The organism is Flavobacterium gelidicaeli, from assembly GCF_013294005.1.
GTDB lineage: Bacteria > Bacteroidota > Bacteroidia > Flavobacteriales > Flavobacteriaceae > Flavobacterium.
Genome location: NZ_JABSNK010000006.1, coordinates 105,273 through 126,308 on the forward strand (window position 1 = coordinate 105,273; position 21,036 = coordinate 126,308).

14 protein-coding genes are annotated in these 21,036 nt (G+C 33.5%); 1 reads left to right on the forward strand and 13 read right to left on the reverse strand.

The window, feature by feature from the left end; genetic code table 11:
• Window positions 1-4 precede the first annotated feature (4 nt).
• The 10 genes from HNP99_RS10870 to HNP99_RS10915 all read right to left on the reverse strand — a co-directional run bounded on the left by HNP99_RS10870 (window position 5) and on the right by HNP99_RS10915 (window position 12,965).
• Complete coding sequence (locus HNP99_RS10870) at window positions 5-1,372, reverse strand: mercuric reductase (protein WP_173853409.1); 1,368 nt, start codon at window positions 1,370-1,372, stop codon at window positions 5-7.
• Between the two features lie 22 nt (window positions 1,373-1,394).
• A complete protein-coding gene (locus HNP99_RS10875) occupies window positions 1,395-1,676 on the reverse strand; it encodes a DUF427 domain-containing protein (protein ID WP_173853410.1) in 282 nt (93 codons plus the stop codon).
• Window positions 1,677-1,691: 15 nt separating this feature from the next.
• Window positions 1,692-2,831 (reverse strand): ergothioneine biosynthesis protein EgtB, encoded by a 1,140-nt coding sequence (gene egtB / locus HNP99_RS10880; RefSeq protein ID WP_173853411.1) that lies wholly within the window; start codon window positions 2,829-2,831, stop codon window positions 1,692-1,694.
• Between the two features lie 873 nt (window positions 2,832-3,704).
• On the reverse strand, window positions 3,705-4,469 hold the full coding sequence (locus HNP99_RS10885; RefSeq protein ID WP_173853412.1) for an SDR family NAD(P)-dependent oxidoreductase: 765 nt from the start codon (window positions 4,467-4,469) through the stop codon (window positions 3,705-3,707).
• A 25-nt stretch (window positions 4,470-4,494) separates the two neighbouring features.
• Complete coding sequence (locus tag HNP99_RS10890; RefSeq protein WP_173853413.1) at window positions 4,495-5,763, reverse strand: MFS transporter; 1,269 nt, start codon at window positions 5,761-5,763, stop codon at window positions 4,495-4,497.
• A gap of 204 nt (window positions 5,764-5,967) precedes the next feature.
• Entirely contained in the window at window positions 5,968-6,669 is a 702-nt protein-coding gene (locus HNP99_RS10895; protein ID WP_173853414.1) for a FadR/GntR family transcriptional regulator, read from the reverse strand.
• A 112-nt stretch (window positions 6,670-6,781) separates the two neighbouring features.
• Window positions 6,782-7,627 carry a polysaccharide lyase family 7 protein gene (locus HNP99_RS10900; protein WP_254596852.1) on the reverse strand — a complete coding sequence of 282 codons (846 nt, stop codon included), beginning with the start codon at window positions 7,625-7,627 and terminating at the stop codon, window positions 6,782-6,784.
• 19 nt (window positions 7,628-7,646) lie between these two features.
• Window positions 7,647-8,480, reverse strand: coding sequence for a PKD domain-containing protein (locus HNP99_RS10905; protein WP_173853416.1), 834 nt, complete (start codon window positions 8,478-8,480; stop codon window positions 7,647-7,649).
• A gap of 32 nt (window positions 8,481-8,512) precedes the next feature.
• Window positions 8,513-9,892: a RagB/SusD family nutrient uptake outer membrane protein gene (locus tag HNP99_RS10910; RefSeq protein WP_173853417.1), complete on the reverse strand. Its 1,380-nt coding sequence runs from the start codon at window positions 9,890-9,892 to the stop codon at window positions 8,513-8,515.
• A 13-nt stretch (window positions 9,893-9,905) separates the two neighbouring features.
• Window positions 9,906-12,965, reverse strand: a complete 3,060-nt coding sequence (locus tag HNP99_RS10915; protein ID WP_173853418.1) for a SusC/RagA family TonB-linked outer membrane protein — start codon at window positions 12,963-12,965, stop codon at window positions 9,906-9,908.
• A 558-nt stretch (window positions 12,966-13,523) separates the two neighbouring features.
• On the opposite strand from HNP99_RS10915, the gene HNP99_RS10920 reads away from it, so the two are divergent.
• Complete coding sequence (locus tag HNP99_RS10920) at window positions 13,524-13,913, forward strand: acyl-CoA thioesterase (RefSeq protein WP_173853419.1); 390 nt, start codon at window positions 13,524-13,526, stop codon at window positions 13,911-13,913.
• Window positions 13,914-13,996: 83 nt separating this feature from the next.
• Here HNP99_RS10920 and HNP99_RS10925 read toward each other — a convergent pair whose 3' ends face one another.
• From HNP99_RS10925 to HNP99_RS10935, 3 genes are all read right to left on the reverse strand, one after another.
• Window positions 13,997-16,255, reverse strand: coding sequence for an acyl-CoA dehydrogenase family protein (locus HNP99_RS10925; RefSeq protein ID WP_173853420.1), 2,259 nt, complete (start codon window positions 16,253-16,255; stop codon window positions 13,997-13,999).
• A gap of 171 nt (window positions 16,256-16,426) precedes the next feature.
• A complete protein-coding gene (locus tag HNP99_RS10930; protein WP_173853421.1) occupies window positions 16,427-17,860 on the reverse strand; it encodes a TolC family protein in 1,434 nt (477 codons plus the stop codon).
• Entirely contained in the window at window positions 17,853-21,017 is a 3,165-nt protein-coding gene (locus tag HNP99_RS10935; protein ID WP_173853422.1) for an efflux RND transporter permease subunit, read from the reverse strand. The genes HNP99_RS10930 and HNP99_RS10935 overlap by 8 nt, the downstream gene beginning before the upstream one ends.
• Window positions 21,018-21,036: the final 19 nt, after the last annotated feature.

The window sequence follows — 21,036 nt, forward strand, 5'->3', positions numbered from 1 at the left end:
AGCGCTATTGTTTTGTTATTGGTTTTAAGTTTTCTAACATTGTAGGAATCAGTTCAGTCACTGTAGGATGAATGTGAACTGCATCTCTAAAAACGGTGTACGGTTGTTTAGCATACATTAGATTTGTGATACTGCTAATAATTTCATCACCACCAACTCCTAAGATGCTCGCTCCTAAAAACTGATTTGTTTTAGCATCAATTATTGCTTCCATAAATCCTTTAGTTTCTCCTTTTTCTTTAGCACGACCTATTTTATCCATTGGTCTGTGTGCAATTAAAATATCAAAACCTTTCTCTTCTGCTTCTTTTTTTGTCATTCCTACTCTACCTAAAGGTGGATCAATAAATAAACCATAGGTAGTAATTCTATCACTTATTTTTCTGTTTTTGTTCCCTAAAATGTACTCTTCTACAATTTGAAAATCATTATAAGAAGTATGTGTAAACCCCCCTTTTCCGTTACAATCTCCTATCGCAAAAATTCCATCAACGTTAGTCTTACAGTAATCATCTACGATTATAGTTCCTTTTTCACTCACGTTTATTGTAGTATTTTCTAAATGCAACGTATCTGAATTTGGTACACGCCCAATAGCTAATAAAACATGTGATACTTTGATCTCCTTATCCTCATCATTTAATTTTATCGAAATTCCGTTACTATCTTGAGACAATTTGATCTCTTTCGCATTAAATTTAATTTCTATTTCCTCAGATTGCATAATTCCTGCAACCGCTTCACTTACATTTATATCTTCTCTACTAATCAATCGATCACCGCGTTCAATAATGGTTACTTTACTACCAAAACGCTTGAACATTTGACCAAATTCTAACCCAATGTAGCTTCCGCCAATAATCAATAAATGCTCTGGTATTTTGGTTAAACCTAAAATATCAATATTAGTTAAATAATCAACATGGGCATATTCATTTGGGATTACAGCCCTACCCCCTACATTTATAAAAATTTGTTTCGCCGTAATTTTGTCTTCGTTAACCGCAATTTCATAATTTGATAAAAAATGTGCTTCTCCTCTGTAGAGTGTAATATTATCATTATTGGCAATACTTTTTTCAATCCCTTCTCGGGAACCATTTACTAAAGTATCTTTTCTGGCTTTAATTTTTTCCATATTAGCTTTTGCGCCAGCAGGAATTTCGATTCCCATTTCTTCACCATGCATGCTATCCCACATTCTACGTGCGCTAGCTACATAAGCTTTAGTAGGAACGCAACCATTATTAACACAAGTTCCGCCTACTAAACTTTTTTCAATGAGTGCTACTGTAGCTTTTTTAGATAGGCTAAATGCCAAAGGTATTCCTGCTTGTCCACTACCTATTATTATAAAATCAAATATTTTCATGACAGTATTTTAAGTTAACGACTTATTCTTCAACCGAAACATTTTTCCAAAATGCTACATAATTTTTTATTTCCTTAGCGGCATCTTTTGGATCTTTGTAAAACCAAGCTGCGTTTTCGCTACTATCGTCATCTACATTGATCGTATAATAGGAAGCCTTCCCTTTCCAAGGGCAAGTGGTATGGTGTGTCGTTTCAGTAAAATAATCACGATGAATACTTTCTACCGGGAAATAATGATTTCCTTCTATTACAATTGTTTTGTCACTTTGAGCAACAACTTTATTATTAAATATTGCTTTCATACTATTTGTTTAAAATTATTTAGCTAATCGTATTCCGTTAAATTGCCAGCGCAGATTTGGATGGAAAAAATTACGGTATGTTTTTCGGCTGTGTCCATCTGGAGTAGCAACAGATCCTCCTCTAAGAACCATTTGATTAATCATGAACTTACCATTGTATTCTCCTAATGCTCCAGGGGATTTATTAAAGCCCGGATAAGCAAGATAGGCGCTATTTGTCCATTCCCAGAGTTGTCCCCATTGCAATTGATCACTGGCTATTTCCCACTCAAATTCAGTAGGTAATCGGCAGCCTTTCCATTCACTATATGCAAAAGCTTCATAGAAACTAACATGCATTACGGGTAAATCAAGAGCGACTTTTTCTAAACCGTTTAAGGTATAATTCCACCACTCATTATCGATTTTGTACCAATATAACGGAGCTTCAATTTTACTACTGTTAACCCAGCTCCATCCTTCGTCATGCCAATAATTAAAATCTTGATATCCACCAGCGGTAATAAATTCTAAGTATTCTCTATTAGTCACCAGTTTATTACTGATTTCAAAATCACTAACATATACTTTATGTTTCCCTAATTCATTGTCAAAACAAAAAGTGTTTTCTTGATGTCCTATTTCATAAAGTCCTTCTTTGATTTTGATAAAACTTCCTTCTTGAGTTTCGGGTTTAGTTCTATAACTATTTTCATAAACAGGAAAGGTGGGCTGGTTTCCTAAAATATATTTAATGTCATATACTAAAAGTTCTTGATGTTGCTCCTCATGATTGAGGCCAATTTCAATAATTGCTAAAATTTGCTCGTTTGGGTTTGATGCCAAGAATGCTTCCATTGCCTCAGTGACATATTCACGATATTTATACACTTCATCAACAGCAGGTCTGGTCATTAAACCTCTTGAAGGACGCAAAACACGTTTACCTACGTTATTATAATAACTATTAAAAAGAAATGAAAAATCTTCATTATACACCTTATAACCCACGGCATATTTTGTCAATACAAATTCTTCCCAAAACCAAGTAGCATGAGCCAAATGCCATTTAGGAGGAGATACAAACTCACTGGCTTGAACCGAATAATCCTCGGTAATTAAGGGTTTACAAAGCTGTTCTGAATTTTTTCTGACTTTTAAAAAACGATTAATCATAAATTGGTTGTTCTAATAATCATAAGAGGACGTAAGTTACTAAATTATTTTTTGTCGAAAATTACATTTAAAAATGCTTTTATTATGGAATTAAGCTATTTTTTAAGATTTTTAAAATCTGAAATTTCATTAAATACTTACTCCTTTTTACTTGTGGCAAATATTAACCCAATAACCATCCAAGATTGATGCAATTGAATATCTTATTGCCTCTAAAAATTAATGAATTAAACATTTATAAACGCAAAAAAACCCTTCAAGAAAAGGGTTTGTTTTAAATAATAGATAAACATCTTTCAATGTATCTTTAATAAAAAAGGTTGAGGCTTTTGCACAAAGATTTTAGATAAACTACAATAAACCATATTAAAATAATTTATAAACTCAAAAAAATCCAAAACAAAACCACCACGTTACTTTATGAAAAGCCTAACCTTTTTAAATCCTTGCTACGTAAAATAGCTCTATTTTTTTAATGAAACCAAGCAGCCACTTTTAGTTTTCTATTTTTAATGGTAATATTCATAATGGTAGCTAGAGAATTACTTGCCTTGTCCTAGATTACATTGCTGGCGTGAATACTGATTTCTTTTACAAGAAAAATTTATTCTATCAACTCAAATAGTACAGCTTAATTAACAACAACTTAATTATGTATTTCCTTAACTACACAAGTCCCTATTCGTCATTGATAATCTAGTATTAAGAGTGCTGATAAGCCATAATTCGATAAGGAAACAGCTCCATTAAAACAAAACCAAAATAATTAGTATTATAAATATCCGCTTGAGAGTTTCTCAAATTCTTTCTGTAAAAAGACGGAATAAAAATTAACTAAAAATGGCTACTATATTCATCATTATATATATCGTATTATATTCCTAAAGCTTGACCTCCTCCAATTTGGATTGTCTCTGCTGTTATGAATGAAGCATCAGTACTAGCTAAGAAAGAAACAACCGAAGCCACTTCTTCAGGTTCACCTAATCTTCCTAATAAAATACTGTTTTTCCAAGAAGCAAAAACTTCTGGCTTAGTCGCTTTAATTTGAGCATGAAAAGGAGTGTCAATTGTTCCCGGAGAAACTGCATTCACTCTAATTCCGTATTCAGCTAAATCTTTAGCCAAAGCTCTAGTAATTGCATTAACACCCGCCTTAGATGTTCCGTAGATTCCTGCTCCAGGTCCACCTGCGTTCCAAGCTGCATTTGAAGTATAATTAATTATAGATGCATTTTCTCCTTTTTTAAGGTAAGGAATCGCTGCTCTTGAAGCAAAAAATACTGAGTCAAGGTTCAAAGCCATAACTGATCTGTAAAATTCAGTTGTCATGTCTTCAAATCGAGATCTTCCGCCTAAACCACCTGCATTATTAACTAGCACATCAATTCTACCATATTTATCACCAATTTTTTTGATGTTTGCAGTTACTTCTTCGTCACTAGTAACGTCAAACCCGTAGTATTCTGCTTTTATTCCGTCAGCTGTAAGTTCTGCCACTTTTTCTGCTCCTTTTTCATCTTCGATACCGTTTAAAATTACCGTATATCCATCTTTACCTAATCTTTTAGCTACTGCAAAACCTATTCCTCCAGTTGCACCCGTAATCACGGCAACTTTTCCTGTTTCTTTACTCATCTTAATTTATTTTATATTTACTATTTTATTTTTCTACTGGTTCTATTTTCTTAATCAGTACCATTATTGACACTATTGATAATGGTGCTAAAACTGCAATAATTATAAATGCAGGAGTGTACGAAACAGTTGTTATTTTTGGAATCAACCAGTTCATAATAATTACTGATAACGCTCCTATACTTCCTGCTAGACCCGCTAAAGTTCCCACAGATGGTCCTTTAAATAAATCACTTGATAGTGTTTGTAAGTTTCCAATAGAAAATTGGAATCCAAAAAGTACTAATCCTACGATATAAATAAATGTCATTGGACTATCACCATCTACTAGAAATATAATTCCCAATAATCCTATGAAAATTAATCCACAACCTATTGCTATTGCTATTTTTCTAGCCGCATCTACAGTTTTAGTTTCAATAAGTTTACCGCAATACCATCCTCCTACTATACTTCCAGCCATTCCGCCTAAGTAAGAAATCCAGATTGTAGAACCAATTTCTACAATGCTAAATCCGAATTTAGAATGTAAGTACAACGGCATCCAACCTACAAATAACCACCAAATAGGCTCTATGAAAAAACTTGCTGTTAATACACCCCAAGCCTCTTTGTATTTCAATATATTTAGAACACTAAGCCCTTTTTCATTTGGATTTTTACTATGACTTGCATCCGCGCTTGAAACAATTAAATCTAATTCTTCTTTAGTGATCCAAGGATGTTTATCCGGTGTAGATTTATTAATAAATAACCATGGAATAACCCATAAAACACCTATTGCTCCAATAATTATATATGTTGATCTCCATCCAAAACTGCCATACAAAAAAGCAATTAAAACGGGTGCAATTACACTACCTAAAGAAGCACCTGCATTAAAAATACCTTGTGCAATTGCTCTTTGCTTTACTGGAAACCATTCTCCGTTACTTTTTACAGCACCGGGCCAATTTCCTGCTTCTCCTAATCCTAACAATCCTCTAAAAAGTGTTAATGAAAATAATCCTCGAGCAAAGGCATGAAAAATAGAAGCTACAGACCATAAAATAATGGATACCGTAAACCCTAATCTTGTTCCTATTATATCATATAGCTTTCCTGATAAAAATTTTCCCGCAGCATAAGTAATCATAAAAATGTTTAACATGATGGCGTAATCAGCCTCATCCATTCCTAGATCTTTCCCCATTTCTGGCCACATAATTCCAAAAGCTGTTCTGTCAATGTAATTAATTACAGTTGCAATACATATCATTGTAATAATCCACCATCTCAATCCTTTTACTTTCATGTGTCTGTTTTTTTGTTCTATTTTCACTTAAAAAAAAGCGTAAGAATATCTGCATCACTGTTTTTAAAACAGGATGAAGTTGTTTTTTAATAATCTAAATTGTTAATTTAAAAAGCTTATCGTATCAAGATAACAATAAATAAAATCATTTTATTTAAGTTCTCTTATCACAAAGATAATTGCGCAATTACCTATGATCCCTACTTATACATTATAGCAATACTGATATAATGCTTTAAAATGCTCTTTCATTTTTTGTTTTGCTAATTGCGGATTTTGTTCTTTAATCGCTTCGTAAATAGCAACATGCTCTTGAATACCTTTCATGGCTTGATTTTCATCACAAACATGGTGTTTTTCAAAATTGGTAATAATTTCTGGTGTGATAATCAACATCAAAGTATTGATTGTACTATTTCCACTAGCTTTGGCTATAGCCAAATGAAAAAGCAAATCTTCTTGAACTGCTTCTTTACCGTTTTCTACTTTATCAGTGTAAGCATCGAGAGCGTCTTTCATTTTAATAAGATCCGCTTCAGTTCTTCTAGTAGCAGCTAATCGTACTGTTTTTAACTCTAATAAAATTCTGGTTTCTACCAAAGACTTAAAGTCTGATTCTTCTAGTCTCAAAATATCTTCGATAATTCCGTTCATTGCAATTACACCAATATTTGCAACAAAAGTTCCACTTTGAGGAATCGAATTTAGAATCCCATAAAACTCTAGCTTTTGAATCGCTTCTCTAACCGAATTCCTACTTACTTCAAATCGTTCAGAGAGCATTCTCTCAGAAGGTAGTTTATCACCAGGTTCTAAATTTTTAAAATTCATATAATCTCTAATCTTAGCAATTATATTATTTACAACCTCTTTATTATCTTTTTTAGTAAGTGCCTCTAAATTCATATATCCAATTTTAAATTAATATCTGGTTAACCAGATTGGTCTGTTAAAATTATAAAAAAAAAACCTAAAAAAAAATAAAACAACTACTTTTTTAATAGCGGTTAACTAATTATTAATGAGAAACTTTGAGTGAATAATATTTAACTTTGGCGAAAGCCCCATAATCATTCGTTTGTAAATAGTTACCCGCTTTAAAATAATTTTCAAAAACCCCCCATCTTTTTATATCCCAAGAACGGTAAACCACAGTTTCTTTATTGTTTAAAATTACTTCTAGACGTCCTTTTTGAACTTTTACCTCGAGTGTGAATTTGTTAAAACCAACCTTTTCTTTAAACTTATATCCTTTATCATCTTTCCATGCTTTGGTATTTAATACCTCTAAATCAGAAGCATCAGAATCCTTCATAATTTTAGTCTTGACACGTATTTTTCCATTATCCCAATAAATTTTTAAAATAGGAGGTGCATTATTATCATCCTCCTCAATTAGATCTTTTTGAGAATCAGTTAATCTACCATGAATTTGCATGATTATGACCTTATGATACTTCCCTTTTAAATCTTTAGAAACATCACCCATTGCGAGTGTCCCTTTTAAATTGCCACCATCGCTAAATGTCCAATTTGGTTTATCCTTACCAGATACGATTTGTTCTCTTAACTCTGTACGCGAATAATGCGTATTTGTAGTAGTGACTCCGGATGGATATGCGTAAAACACAATCGAACCATCAGGATCATTGTACATGTATTTATTAATTTCAGGATTGGTGGCGTAATCCATAATTTCAGGAAAACCAACAGATGTTGGCTTTCCCTCTGGTATGGTAACTTTCCAATGACTTAAATCAAAAGGAGCAGCTGTTTTTTCAACCGTTTCCTGTGCATAACAAAAACTTGTAAGAAGCAACGCTCCTACTGTAATTTTTGCAATTCTATTTTGTTTTAAAATCATAGTATTTGTTTCAATTAATTTATTGTGGCGTGATAACAAAATCATCAATTCTAGCCTCAACAGATTCATTAGTTACTAAAATCGATATTGAAGAATTATCTCCCGAATTAAAATTCACTACCCCTTGTACATAAGCGTTAGCATCAGTTTGATCAGTAAGATTAGTTGAAGCTAAAGTAGCACCAGCTACTGCTGCTAAAGTATTTACTTCTCCTGCTAACACAGCAACATTTAAACTTCCTGCAGGCGATGTTTTTAAAGTATAATAAAAAGATAAACTATAAATTTTATTTTTTTCAACTGTAATTGTTTGATAAGCTATCCTACTTCCATCAGATGGAAATTTACCTGCTTGAGTTCCTACAAAAACTGGACTACCTGTAATTTGTGGCGCACCACCTAGCGCGGAATTTAACCAACTATCAGTTCCTGATTCAAAACCAGCATTTAAAATCGTTGGCTTAAAAATATCTAATGGTTTTTCTACCAATACTTCTTTTGTAACAATATTTTGAACACCTAACTTATCTGAAGCGGTTAAACTAACTGTATAAGTACCAAAATCAGCATAATCGTGAGACGGATTTGCATCAATACTTGCTGCACCATCACCAAAATCCCAAGCATAAGTAGTAGCACTGGTCGAAGCGTTAGTAAAATCTACTGTTTTATTATTTGCAATATTAACCTTCGCTATAAAATCAGCTTTTGGTGGAGTTACATCAGCAATTGAAGCTTCATCAGGCCACTCAGACCCATAACTATCGCAAGCCTGTAAACTACATGCAACTATTATTGTTAATATTATTAATCTTACACTTGAAAAAGTGTGCTTATTTTTATATTTTTTCATAGTATTACTATTTTATTTTATTTTGATTGCTACTAGTAACCAGGATTTTGAAGTAATAAACCACTACTTACATTGATCTCAGCTTGTGGAATAGGTAATATTAAATCTGTAGCTGAAAATGTTACACCTGTGCTTGTTGCATAAACAGATAAAACATTTTGAGCTTCACCAAAACGAATTAAATCATACAAACGGTGATTTTCAAAAGCAAGTTCAATTCTTCTTTCATCCATTAGCATTTGCTTTGTTAGTTTAGCAGTTCCATCTTCTGCAAGTGTGCTCATTCCTGATCTTGCACGTACCCTATTGTAACTCTTAATTGCCGCAACACTTGCTGTTTCAGCCTGTCCTGCCATAATAGCTTCCGAATTTAATAATAATACATCTGCTAAACGCAATACAATCCAGTCATTTCCACATAAACGTGCATTAGACGAAGTAGTTAGAAACTTACCATTTGCTTTAGTATCTAATTGATTGATTAAAACTGGTATTCTTTCTGTATCCAATGGGTTGATTGCACCTGCCAAATTATCAGTAACAAAATCAAGTCCGCTTACTTGACCACCTTGTGTCATTTCAAAAGAAAAATCTTGTGATTCGTTAACATCATCGTTTGTATAAGGTATAGCAAACATAATTTCACTATTCTTTTCTGAATAAAAAACATCACTATAATTAGCTTGTAATGCATATTGCGAATCTCCCACTAATTGAGCTAAAATAGGTTGGGCAGCAGTATAATTTCCTTGAGTCATATATACTTTAGCAAGAATTCCTTTAGCAGCACCACTGGTAGCTCTTCCAAAAGAAGTATTAGCTTGAGATGGCAAATTTGCAGCAGCAATTTCTAAATCATTTTGAATAAAACTTAACACATCGCTTACCGAATTTTTATCTAAATAATCTTGATAATCAGCATCTGTAGGGGTAACCACTTTATCTAAAATAGGTACTTCACCATAAGCTCTAACCAAATTGAAATGAGCTAATGCTCTTGTAAAACGTGCTTCTGCATCAAATTGAGCTTTTTTAGTAGCATCTACTACAGCACCAATATTTTTCAATACTACATTTGCTCTAAAAATTACATTGTAATTTGCTCTCCAGTAAGTAACAATAGCCACATTGGTACTTTTAACATTAAAAGTTTCAAATTGTGCCCAATCTCCTTCTTGCGATTTTGATTTTGCGTTATCTGACCTCATTTCTGTCAAAGCAAATTCACGTAAAGGTACCTCTTGTAATCCATCATAAATGGCGATAACTCCTCCTTCAACTTCGTCATCATTTGTATAAAAACCATTGTCTCCTATTTGTGATATCGGTGCTAAATCTAAATCATCTTTACCACAAGAATAAGTTCCTGCGACTAGAAGCAATACTCCTAAAATTTTATATATATTTTTCATATTATTTATGCTTTTAAAATTCAACATTTAAACCAAATGACACTGTTTTATAGATTGGTGCCGCACCTTTTTGATACCCGTAAGTCAATGGATTATCAGAACCATCAGTGATTCCCTCTGGGTTATATCCTGTATAATCTTTAGACATAATATACATTAAGTTTTGACCAGCTACATACAAACGCATTTTGTTAATACCAAATTTTTTCACCATGTCTTTAGAAAAAGTATATCCTAAATTTACATTTCTAAGTGCAACATAAGAAGCATCTTGAACATCATCACTAGTAAAAATTCTTTGAGTCGTAAACTCTGGATTAGGAAGATCAGAAGTTGAATCTTGATTAGATGCAAACTCATTATTGATGTATTGTGAGTTAATGTTTCTAACCTCAGCACCAAAAGAGCCTTGCAACATAAAACTTAAATCAATATTTTTATACTTGAAGTTATTAGAAAAACTCCAAACTAAATCTGGGTAAGGCGTTCCTAAAATTGTTCTATCATCAGTATCAATTACACCGTCACCATTAATATCTTTTACATAAACATCTTGTGCTTGTGCATTGATTGGGTAAAATGGGTTTTTGATAAATTCTTTGTCAATTTGACTGCTTACCACATAACCGTAGAAAGATGAAATTGGATGCCCTTCTAATGAAATCCATTCTGATGGACGTTTGTCATCAATAATACTAATTAATCCACTTGAACCAGCAAAATCAACTAATGTGTTTTTATTTCGAGTAAACAAAGCTGAAGATGTCCAAGAGAAATTTTTAGTTTTAATATTTTTTGAACGTAATTCTAATTCGAATCCTTCATTTTTAACCTCTCCTCTATTCACTAAAGCTGTTTCAAAACCAGTGATAGCTGCAACAGGTAAATCAATTAATAAATCTTTACTCGTTCTAGTATAATAATCAAAAGAGAAGCTAAAAACACCTCCAAATATACTTGCATCAATTCCTGGATTGAATTCTACTAATTGTTCCCAACCTAAATTAGGATTGGAGATATTAGTGGTATTAAAACCATTAGATACTCCGTCAAGACCTGTTCCTACTGGCTGTACTAAACCAATGTAATCGTACTCACCAATTCCAGAATTACTTCCTGTTACCCCATAACTTGCTCTTAATTTTAAATCTCTAACAAAATTACTTCCTGCTAAAAACTTTTCATTAGATATTCTCCATCCTATAGAAGCTGCTGGAAAGAAACCGAATTTTTTATCTGGTCCAAATTTTGAACTACCATCAGTTCTAAAACTTACTGCTAATAAATACCTATCATCATAAGAATAATTTACTCTCGATAAGTAAGAAATTAATTTTTCTTTATATTCACTTGTTGAACCACCTGTTAAATTTGCAGCTGGAATAGTTTGAATATAATCATTAGTATAACCCGCAGCAGACAATCCTACGTTTTCAGTAGACCAATGCTCTGTTGTAAAACCAGCAATTGCACTTAAGTTGTGTTTTCCAAAGTCGTTACTATAACTAAATAAACTCTCTGTTACAATATGTGTTTGCTCACTTGAATTATAAAAAGATCCAGAATCTGCAGCACCATTACGTGTTGCTTGAACTCCTCTAAATTCTTCTGATTTTACAAATCGATAATCACCACCCAAAGTTTGTTTGAAATTGAAATGATCTGTAATGTTGTATTTGAAATACGCATTTGCAAAAAATTTAGTTTGGAATTTTTCCTCATTAATTTCATTCACTTTTGCATAAGAGTTTTGATTAGAAGTAGCGCTAATACTAGTTCCTCCTGAAGCAAGTGGAACACCGTTTACTAAATCATAGTTATCAAACATTCGCTCCATAGCATAATCACCAACTTGTGCATTTGCCCATCTTCCGTTTTCTCTTAATCGGTTTACGTATTGAATAGAATTTTCATCTAAATAAACTGGCAACCAAGGACTTTGACGAATGGCATCTACTAAGTTTATAGGAAACCTACGCTGTTTAGTAAATGAAGGATTAATCATTACACCAAATTCTAGGTTATCAGCTTTAGAGTCTAAGTTCAAACGTAAGTTCAATTTTTTGTAATTGTCATTAAGTAAAACACCTTCATCACTATTGTAACCTATAGAGGTTCTAAATTTTGTATTTGCTGAACCACCACTAATAGATAGGTTATGATCTGTTATGATTCCACCATCCATAATTTCTTTTTCCCAATTAGTATATGTACCTAATTTTTGTATGTATTTCATTTGGTCAGTTAACTCGCCACCATTATTATCAGATACATATTGTGCCCATTTATCAGGAGTAGATAAAATATTTGTTCTAGGCACAAATTTATATCCAGTATACGTATTGTAGGAAAATTTAGTTGGTCCTTCTTTCCCTTTTTTGGTTGTAACCATAACAACCCCATTTGCTCCTCTTGAACCATATATAGAAGATGAAGAGGCATCTTTTAAGATCTCAACAGACTCTACATCATTCATATCTAAACTCGATAAGAAATCAGCATCAGTTCCTACTACTATTCCGTCAACTACAATTAAAGGATTAGATGAAAACGATATCGAACCTTGTCCCCTTACCTTAATTGTAGGTGCTTCACCAGCTCCAGGATTTGTTTGTTGAATATTTACACCAGCTACCTGACCTATTAAAGCATCATCAACACGGGAAACCGGAATTTGATCAAGATCTGTATTTGTTACTTTAGAAATAGATCCAGTCACGTTAGCTCTTTTTTGAGTTCCATAACCTATTACTACTACTTGTTCTAATTGATTACCTGCTTCTGTCAAACTTACGTTTAGAACAGTTTGGTTGGTAATAACAATTGTTTTCGTTTCATACCCCAAGTAACTAAACTGTAGTTTGTCTCCTGAAGTAACTGAAATAGAAAAGGCTCCATCAAAGTCAGTTACTGTTCCTGCTTTAGAATTTGTTACTATTAGATTAGCACCCGGAATAGGAAGCTTATCTGAACTAGCGGTTACCTTACCTGTTACGGTGTATTTCTTTTGGGCAAATACTGCAACATTAAAAAGTAAAATAACCAATAATGAAAGTTTAATCTTTAAATTCATAATTTACTTTGTTTGGTTTAATGTGTTTTGTTTTTTAATTCAATTAAGTTTTAGCTTAATCATTAATAGCTCACTACATATAATTTTCAAAGTGACAAGGGACTAATCAAGTCTAAAAATTTAGCGAATCTGGTTTTCCAAACTGGTTTTCCAGTTTAGTTTACCAAATATAGTAATTAATATAAGAAAAACATAAAAATCATAAAATTTTATTAAAAAAAATGAATAATGCTTTTTTAGAGACTTTAAAAAGAGAATTAAATAAGTAATAAACAGCAAACAGATATTGAGTTATTCTAAGCAATAAAGAATTCATAAAAAAAAAGACTGAAATCCCTTTGTCAATTTATTTAAAAATAAAAGAACACAAACAAGTAATAATAAGTACCCTTATTAATAGTATATATATTAAGGTATAAAAAAGCTATTATTTTTTATCGATAACGGATTTCTAAAAACTAGGATGTAGGAGTTATTAAGAAAATAGTACCTTTGAATATTAAAGCAATATTAAGCCTATGGGTTTATTATTAGAACTAAAAAATAAAGAAAACAATAATGACTTTAGAAGAAAAAATTTTAAAAGCTGAGACACGAATATTTAAAGCTGTTTTTCCTAGTACCACAAACCACTATGACACTTTGTTTGGAGGTACCGCATTATACCATATGGATGAAGTGGCTTTTATTGCTGCTACGCGTTTTAGCCGACAAAAAATGGTTACTGTAAGTAGTGATAAAATTGATTTTAAAAAACCTATTCCGGCAGGAACTATCATTGAACTTGTAGGAAGCGTTACGCACGTAGGTAATACTAGTTTAAAAGTAAAAGTCGAAATTTTTATTGAACAAATGTATTCTGACAATAGAGAAAAAGCCATTACCGGCGAATTTACTTTTGTTGCTATCGATGATGACAAACAACCTGTTTCTATTATAAAAGATTAAGCAGCTGCTTTTCGTAATAAATTGAAATAAGAAAGCCCAACTCCTAGCAACTAAGAGTTGGGCTTTAATTTTATCAAAAAGGTTTAAAAAGCTATTGGTGCTGCCAAACAAGAATCTGGAATAGCAAAAGCATCTACCAGCGCCACAGCCGATGGACGGATATCCCAACATAGTTGATTGACCATTTTACGAATTGCTTTTGTTTTTACTGCTTCCATATAACCATCTTCCAAATACCACGATTTATTTTTCTCTAATTGAGAAAGCGCATACAACTGATTCAATTTTATCAAAATAGCTTTTGTGTTTTCATCTCCAACATTTGCAATTGCTAACTGAAACTGTTCTAAAACAACGCGTTCTAAATAGGCTTGTGCTACATCAATCATTTGGTGCTGTACAACATTAAAAGCATCATAAGGTTCTAAGCCATTATCTATAAGTTTTTTTAATCTTTTAGCTGCCGATGCTAGTATTGTTTTTTCTCTATGTTCAAAAGCTTGCAAATGAAATTGACTATCTAATAAATGCTCCGTATCTGTATTGCGGGTTGTAATGGGATTTTTTTCAGTAATAGCTGTTTTAGCATTTTCAAAAACATAATTAATTATCCCTAGAGAGCCCATTTCTCCAAACGCTTTTCTAAATTCTGACAGCCTATTTTTTGCTACTAATTGCATTAAAACAGTATTATCGCCTTCAAAAGTGGTGTAGATTTCCGTATCGTTTTTTAAAGCATCAATTCTGTTTTCTGATAAATATCCTTTTCCGCCGCAAGCTTCTCTACATTCTTGTAAAATTGCAGTTGTGTTCCAGGTAGAATATGCTTTCATACCTGCTGCTAGCGCTTCAATTTCTTGCATCTCAGATTCTTTTTTATTTAAAAACCGCTTTGTTACATATTGTAAGGCAAAATGCACGGCATAGGTTTTAGCTAATGGCGGTAACAACCTTCTTTGATGCATGCGGTAATTTAAAATAGGAACTTCGGAACCGCCTTCGGGACCAAATTGCCTGCGTTGGTCGCTATATTTTATGGTTATTGCTAATCCACTTTTGGCTGCAGCCAAAGCAGAACGCGGAATCCCAATTCTCCCTCCTACTAATGTCCCCAGCATTGTAAAGAAACGCCTGTTATCACTAGGAATTGGACTTTCGAATTTGCCTTCTTCATTCACCGAAGCAAATCGATCCAACATATTTTCTTTAGGAATCACCACTTGATTGAACTGAATTGTTCCATTATCCACTCCGTTTAAACCCATTTTATGTCCGCAATCCCCTATTTTTATTCCTTTTAAGGTTTTTCCACTTGTATCTCGTAACGGTACAATAAAAGCGTTTACGCCATAATCGTGATCGTCTATAATAAGTTTGGCAAATACAGTCGCCATTTGGCCATGAACTGCAGCATTACCTATATATTCTTTTTGCGCTTTTTCGTGAGGCGTATGTATTGTAAATGTTTTATCATTATGATTGTAAGTAGCTGTAGTCTCAAGTCCTTTTACATTAGAACCATGATGTGTTTCAGTCATTGCAAAACATCCTGGTATTTTAAGCGAACCAATGTCTTGAAGGTATTTACTGTAATGTTTTTCAGTCCCTAAAGATTGTACGCTCATTCCCCAAAGACCAAACTGTACACCAAATTTAATTACCAAACTCAAATCATGATAACTTAAGGTTTCCATGATAGCAAAATAATCGGTTATATTTTCTCCCCCGCCATATCTTGCTGGGTAAGCCATGTTTCCAAAGTTTTCTTTTGCCAAAATTTGACACCATTCATACACTTTTTCTCTATAAATCGCAGTATCTATAGTGGTGCAATAAGCAAATTCAGGTCTTGAAATAACTGATTTTACTTTGTTTATAATTGCTGCTTGCTCTCCATCTAAAAGAGCAGTGATGGTAGAGATATCAAAATTGGTAGCCGTTTGATAATTTGAAGTGAAGGAATTGGCGACTGTTTTAAAGTTGCTAATCACTTCCTCGGTTAAAATCCCTAAGTCCGATTCTAATTTTGTAAACTCCGTTTTTAAATCTACGATGGCGCTATTATCATTAGAGAGTACTAAAGCCAAATCAAAAACTGATTTTATTGCAGGATTAGCTTGAACTGTCCTCTGAATTTCATAATACCATTCCGTGATTGTTTCTCGTGATGGCGGGTTTGTTATTGCTATTTTAGACAACACCTCTTCTTTTTCCTTTGGCGAAAGCCAAGACTGATTTGTAACAAAATGTTGTAGTGTAACAAACTCCTTTTGCGTTAACAAATCATCAGACCAAATCAGGTAAAAAAAGGGAATAAAGGCTTGAATTTTATCGTTTTTCATAATCAATGTAGTACTAGCGTTGAAAATTGTATTTATAATGCTTACTAATGGTAAAAAAAGCAGCAATGAAAAATAATCAATACTATTGATATATGTTGTTAAGATTCTGGTAATTTATTATATAAAAAAAGAGCCAGACAATATTGCTGGCTCTTTCGGTTTTTGAATGAGTTAATTCCATCCACCACCCAAATCTCTGTACACATGTACAAAAGCGTTTAGTTGGTCTTTTTTTGTTTCGATTAATTCTAATTTAGAATCAAGTGCGTCACGTTGCGTCATTAAAACTTCAAAATAATCTGCCCTTGCTGATTTGAATAAATCACCAGCAATACTTATGGATTGATTCATTGCTGCTACTTGTTGTGATTTTAAATTATAGCTTTTTTCTAAATTATTGATATTAGCCATTTGGTTCGAAACCTCCAAGTACGCGTTCAAAACAGTACGTTCATAATTGTATAACGCCTGAAGCTGTCTCGCATTTGCCGAAGCAAACTCTGCTTTTATAGCGTTTCTATTAATTAGCGGTGCCGTAATATCCCCTATCAAGTTATACAATAAAGACTCTGGAAATTTCACTAAATAAGATGTTTTGAAAGCTTGTAAACCAAAAGCTGCCGAAATATCTAACGATGGATAAAACTCAGCACGAGCTACCTTAACATCCAGTTTTGCTGCTGTTAACGCTAACTCTGCTGCCTTAATATCAGGGCGATTCGCTAATAATTGAGAAGGAATACCTGTACGAAATGCAGTGGGTAATACATTCAAAAAATTACTGCTCTCGCGTTTGATTTTCTCAGGGTAACGCCCTAGCAAAAAATTGATTCGGTTTTCAGTCTCTACAATCTTTTGATTAATATCAAATTCCATGCTTTTAGACGAGAAAACTTCGGCTTGAAATTTTTGAACAGCAAGTTCAGTTGTTCTAGCCGCTTCCTTTTGAACCTTTACAATTTCAAGTGCATTTTGTTGCAAGTCGATATTTTGTTTTACAATTTCGAGTTGGTTGTCTAAAGCTAATAATTCATAATACGAATCAGCAACCTCAGCAATCAAGTTAGTCACTACAAAATTCTTCCCTTCAACAGTTGCTAAATACCTACTAACAGCCGATTTTTTAGCATTGCGTAGTTTTTTCCAAATATCCACTTCCCAATTAGCGTAAGCACTAACATTGAAATCAGTTAAAGCCTCTGGAAACTCTTTGCCTGGAGCAATATCAGTAGAAGCATCACCCGCACCTTGACTTGTGTAGCGTCCTACTTTTTCGACACCTGAACCTGCTCTAAGCCCTACAGAAGGTAACAAAGCGCCTTTACGAACGCGAATATCATTCTTTGCGATTTCTATTTCTTGCAAAGTAATCATCAATTCTTGATTGTTTTGTAAGGCAACTTCAATAAGCGCAGTTAAATTAGGATCTTTAAAGTAATTCTCCCAAGTAATTTTTACTGTATTGGTAGTGTCTTTGCTAGTCCCAAAACTTTGAGGAATAGCTTTATTTTCGGGCATAATCACTGATGAAGGTGCCTTACAACTTACTGCTGTAAGGCCAATCATCATTACTATACCATAGCGATAAAATTTTGTTTTATACATTATGATTAATTTCTTCAGTTAATGGATTTTCATCTTCGTCTTTAGAGAGCTTGTGTTTTTCGGATATTTTAGCAAAAATTAAATACAATCCCGGAATTAATATAACCCCACATACAGTACCTATAAACATTCCTCCCGCTGCAGCTGTACCTAAAGTTCTATTACCAATTTTACCTGGATCAGACGCTAAAGAAAGTGGAATCAAACCAGCGATAAATGCAAAAGAAGTCATTAAAATTGGTCTGAAACGCACCATGGCTCCTTCCATGGCTGCATCAATAACAGAGACTCCCTGACTGTGCTTCTGGGCAGCAAACTCTACGATCAATACGGCATTCTTACCTAATAATCCAATCAGCATTATTAGCGAAACCTGAGCATAGATGTTGTTTTCTAAACCAAATAATTTTAAGAATAAAAAGGCTCCAAAAATACCCGCCGGAAGTGAAAATATCACGATCAATGGCAATACAAAACTTTCGTACTGAGCAGCAAGAACCAAATACACAAATCCAAGGCAAATCATGAAGATATAAATAGCCTCGTTTCCTCTAGCCACCTCATCAGCAGAGATACCAGCCCAATCAATACCAAATCCTCTAGGAAGTGTTTTTGCAGCTACTTCATTCACAACTTGAATTGCAGTTCCACTACTATATCCTATAGCCGGAGCACCACTAATTTCGGCTGCATTATACATATTATGTCTAGTAATCTCTGATAAACCGTATACTTTTTTCATTTTCATAAAAGCAGAAAAAGGTACCATCTCGTCTCTATTATTTTTAACATACAATTTCAAGATATCCTCTGGCAAGGCTCTATATTGTGGTAATGCTTGAACAATTACTTTGTATTGACGGTCGTATTTAATGAAACTCGTTTCATAATTACTACCTACAAGAGTGGATAACGTATTCATGGCATTCTCAATACTTACTCCTTTTTGTTGTGCAATATCATTATCAATATCTAACATGTACTGTGGGAAACTCGCACTATAAAACGTAAATACCGACGTTAATTCAGGACGTTTTTTTAATGCAGCCACAAAGTCCCTACTTACTGTTTCCATTTTTTTGTAATCGCCTGAACCTGCTTTATCAAGTAAACGCAATTCAAATCCACCTGCAGCTCCATATCCTGGTACCGCTGGAGGTTGGAAATATTCAATGGTAGCACCCGAAATATTTTTAGTCTCTTCCTCTAATTTCTTGATAATTTCTTCCACATTTTCATGACGATCTTCCCAACTTTTTAAGTTGATCAAACAAGTACCTGTATTGGCTCCTGTTCCCTCAGTTAAGATTTCATATCCTGCTAAGGCAGAAACCGATTTTACTCCATCAATTTTCTCTGCTACTTTTTGAAGTTGTTCCGCAATTTGATTGGTTCTTTCTAATGATGATCCTGGAGGCGTTTGGATAATAGCATAGAACATTCCTTGATCCTCATTTGGAATAAACCCAGAAGGCAAACTGTTGTTGATGAAAAAGATACCCACACAAAAAGCAAGTAAAATACCTACTGAAACTGATCTTCTATTGATGAATATCGTAAGGACTTTTCTATATCCTTCAGACAAATGGTCAAACTTTTTATTAAAACCATCTAAAAACTTATTGATTAAATTTTTAGGACGTGGTTTACCGTGATTGTTTTTTAACATCAATGCGCATAATGCCGGTGTTAATGTCAATGCCACAATTCCTGATAAGATAATTGCTGTAGCCATTGTGATCGAAAACTGACGGTAAAAAATCCCTACTGGACCAGACATAAATGCTACGGGGATAAATACAGCCGCCATCAGGAAGGTAATCGCTATAATTGCCCCACCAATCTCTGACATCGCTTTTTTAGTCGCTTTTCTAGCAGAGAGATGTTCTTCTTCCATTTTAGCATGGACCGCTTCAATTACAACAATTGCATCATCGACCACAACACCAATTGCTAATACTAATGCAAATAAAGTGATCAAATTTATAGTGATCCCAAAAAGTTGCATGAAAGCAAACGTACCAATCAATGAAACCGGAACCGCAATTGCAGGAATAACTGTAGAACGCCAGTCACCAAGAAATAAGAAAACAACTAATCCTACTAATATAAAAGCTTCAACAAGTGTGTGAATTACTTTTTCGATAGAAGCATCTAAAAATTTAGAAACATCATAACTAATTTCGTAATCCATTCCTTTGGGAAATGATTTTTTTAAATCTTCTAATTTTGCTTTAACATCTTTAATAACCTGACTTGCATTACTACCATACGATTGTTTGATTGTAATTGCCGCAGAAGGTTTTCCGTTGATACTAGAATAAATATCATACATTGAACTACCAAATTCTACGTCAGCAACATCTTTTAATCGAAGTAATTCTCCATCAGCGCTAGAACGCACTACGATATTTTCATACCCTTCTTTAGTAGTATAACGTCCTTTGTATTTTAAAACATATTCAAATGCCTGTGATCTCTTACCTGAACTTTCCCCAGTTTTACCTGGTGATGCTTCTAAACTTTGATCACTTAAAGACTCCATAACTTCATCAGAAGAGATTTTATGAGCTAACATTCGGTCTGGTTTTAACCAAATACGCATCGCATAATCACGATTTCCTAAAATATCTGCAACTCCTACTCCATTGATACGTTTAATATCCGAAAGGATATTAATATCGGCATAGTTGTAAAGGAATTTTTGATTGGTATTAGGGTCTTTACTGAATAAGTTGACATACAAAAGCATGTTAGGCTCTTCACGAGTAATTTTTAAACCTTCTCTAACAACCAATGGCGGCAATTTATTAATTACAGATGCCACACGGTTTTGAACATTAATAGCAGCTTGATTAGGATCAGTTCCTAAGTTAAAAACTACTTGAACAGAAGCTTCTCCATCATTACCTGCATCTGATGTAATGTATTTCATTCCAGGAACTCCATTGATAGCTCTTTCTAACGGAATTACTACCGCTTTAACCATCAACTCACCATTTGCTCCAGGATAATCAGCAGTAATATTTACCTTAGGCGGCGAAATAGCAGGGAACTGCGTAACAGGTAGTCCTGTCATAGCCAGAACTCCTAAAAAGACAATTACCAACGATATCACTATCGATAATACCGGTCTTTGTATAAATTTATCAAACATCTTTATATTTTTTATATAG